We start from the raw sequence: 2,695 nt of genomic DNA, 5'->3' as shown, positions 1-2,695 counted from the left end.
CCGCCGTCGTCGGTGCCTCGTCTCCGAACGCGCTGTATGCCCACTGCCACGCCACCTTGCCGTCTTCCTGGGTCAGGCGCCGCGGGGTGTTCAGGTGGTCCGCATGCACTGCGTACTGCCGGCCTTCACCCACCACCGCAATCGGCATCGGGCCGTTGGCCGTGGGCAGCCAGATATGCTGCGCTCCCTTTGTCGGTGCTGTGGCCGGGTTGGCCTCCATGGGGTATTCGCCCAGCAGGCTGCCGTCTTCTGCGTACACCCAAAAAAATGCACAACACTGAGCCAATTTATTTTAGAACGTCGTCTGAATGCTTAAAATTAATCAGATTAACGGACAAAGGTTCTTGCCGGAAGCCCTTCATTCAAATAGCTAGAAATAGTTAGAAAATTGCCATCAGAGCATTTTATATGGAAATCTACCCTCCTCCAGATTTCCAATGCGATACTTTTTTCAATATAACAATTCGCTGGAAATTTAATATTTGATTCGTTTTCAACAACACCAAGATGAGCTTCGCCTTTGTTTATGTATTTTAAAACTTCCATCTCTAAATTCTGAACACATCTTGATATCCTGAAATCCAGAAAAAATCCACTTAGCAGAAAATAAAAAAGCCAAAATCCAAAGATTTTTTGCTTGTGGCTCACTGCAAACACTAAAGAAGCCAAAATACAGAAAAATGCCAAAATAATTTCATAATATATAGGCACGTAAAAATATTGAGAAATATTTGGCAACTGCGCATAAAAGCAAAAAACATCAGATGCAAAAAGAAGTCCTAATCCAAAAGACAAAGGAGAAATGATGGATGCACGTTGCATTATTGCCCCCTATACAGGCTTGAACGGCACATTGCTCGATGACATTCTTTGATTTAACAGCACAATTGGACAATGCTGCATGATACCAACCTGTACCTCCCTCTTTGGTGGAGTCTGAAATGCATTTTGAGTACTGTTGAGCATCGCAGTACTTTGGTATTTCGAGCTTTTTACACAAGTCGGGTTTGTAAGGATTTTTTTGCCATGAACCTGTAGTGCCCGTTGTTATCTGCGCCAAGATATTGAATGCGGCTGAGCCCCCGTGAATATCACCATATATCCAGAGCAGCTTCCGCCAGCACAAAGCCACATATGCGGATAAGTTTCCAAAACCCCGGAGCATAGGAACGCATCCGAAGGTGGATCATTAGGACTATAGGGCCCCATACCCGGGTTATCCAATCCTCGGGGGTCGATTTCGCTCAGCGGACTGCCCCCGACATAGGCAAACCTATTGAATCCCCCATGTAGCCCAATAGGATCAGCCTGCGTATACCGCCCACTCTTGCTGTCATAGCTGCGGAAGTGGTTGTAATGCAGCCCGCTCTCCTCGTCAAAGTAACTGCCCCAGATACCGCCGGTTGTATTGCACCAGCGTCACCGTCATTGACCCCGTCGCACGGTTGTTCATGGCGCTTGTGGACCGCGTGGCCGCGATCTTGGGCGACTCGCCCCAGAACCACTGAGCTGCAGCGCCGATCAATACCGGCATTACATAATGACCCAAAGCGCAAAATATAAAGATAATCCTGACGAATCAACAAAAGTAGGTGGATTGCTTTGCGCATATCGAAACCGATTCCAACCACCATAAGACCTTATTATTTACAGTCATACGCTGCCGCGAAGCCACATCTCCCCTCAAGCACGAAGGTGCTTGTGTTTGATTTGGCAATTGCTCCGAAAGCCAGCATACCCTTTTCCGGGGAGATTAGGTACCAGTAGTCCTCACTCCCTTGGCGGCTTTGCACAATAAATCCAGAGTATTTCACCCCTAACATCTGGCCTCGCACTTTTCTCGAAACGCTGAATTTTTGACCATTAAATTCCCAAGTCATTTTTTCTGCAATTTCTCTCGCGGGAAAAACAAACGATCCGCCATCACTTGCAATGCATTGCAATCCTGTCTTTTTTACACAGCCACTAGCCGCCAAAACGGAGTGCTCGTCAATGACTATTTTCATGTCGGTCGTATTTAGCCGAATTGTCGATCCCGATGAAATGGATACGTATTTATATCCCTCAGCACTATAGCCAAACGATAGCAGACCACTAGCAAACCAAAAAATCAATACAAGCAGAACTTCTTTCATTACGACTCCATTCACTTAGGACAGGTGCAGTCTAAATCACGGATTCGACGCTCGAAATCAATCGCTGGCCTCTCCCACGAACGCTCTTCCCAGGGAATTAGCTTCAGCGTCTCTCTCGTGCCATTTCTCTTAAGAGTTACAACATTGCTTGGCATGAGGTGATAAATCTCATGACTCCAAAGACGGATGCTTGGATTGGTGTTCGAGAAGATCTTGGTGATCTTATTTTCCCCGTCGGTTTCCGCGTTGCTATATCCATCTTGACCATCGTTCGATGAGGTGCCGGCAGCCAAATAAATTCTCCATACATCAAATAGATCCAAAAGCTGTTTTCCTTCACCAGGGCATTTCTGAGAAAATCTTTTCAGCATACGCTCTAGACTCTCTAGCTGACGGTTAATTTTCGGTATACGAACATCGGTTGGTGAGACGCCAGCACCTAATATGACTTCGGCAAGGCCCAAAGGATCAATCGCGCGGAGCGGATTCCCCCCCACATAGCTAAATCGATTCCATCCACCCTCCAGCCCAACAGGATCAGCCTGCGTATACCGCCCCAC

The 2,695-nt window shown here is 47.1% G+C and carries 5 protein-coding genes; all 5 read right to left on the bottom strand.

Annotated elements, in window-relative coordinates:
• Positions 1-259, bottom strand: a 259-nt coding sequence (locus ACSQ3D_RS27825; protein WP_436129027.1) for an RHS domain-containing protein, incomplete at its 3' end; no start/stop codon positions are given.
• A 68-nt stretch (positions 260-327) separates the two neighbouring features.
• On the bottom strand, positions 328-822 hold the full coding sequence (locus ACSQ3D_RS27820) for a hypothetical protein (protein ID WP_436070573.1): 495 nt from the start codon (positions 820-822) through the stop codon (positions 328-330).
• Between the two features lie 225 nt (positions 823-1,047).
• The gene (locus ACSQ3D_RS27815) at positions 1,048-1,395 is read right to left on the bottom strand and encodes an RHS repeat-associated core domain-containing protein (RefSeq protein WP_436070575.1); all 348 of its coding nucleotides are present in this window, start codon (positions 1,393-1,395) and stop codon (positions 1,048-1,050) included.
• Between the two features lie 248 nt (positions 1,396-1,643).
• Positions 1,644-2,135 (bottom strand): hypothetical protein, encoded by a 492-nt coding sequence (locus ACSQ3D_RS27810; protein ID WP_436070572.1) that lies wholly within the window; start codon positions 2,133-2,135, stop codon positions 1,644-1,646.
• An 11-nt stretch (positions 2,136-2,146) separates the two neighbouring features.
• Positions 2,147-2,695, bottom strand: a 549-nt coding sequence (locus tag ACSQ3D_RS27805; protein ID WP_436129026.1) for an RHS repeat-associated core domain-containing protein, incomplete at its 5' end; no start/stop codon positions are given.

It is taken from the genome of Acidovorax sp. LjRoot117, assembly GCF_964252695.1.
Taxonomy (GTDB): domain Bacteria; phylum Pseudomonadota; class Gammaproteobacteria; order Burkholderiales; family Burkholderiaceae_C; genus Acidovorax.
The sequence above is the reverse complement of the archived record's forward strand: the minus strand, read 5'-3'. Positions and strand labels throughout refer to the sequence as shown.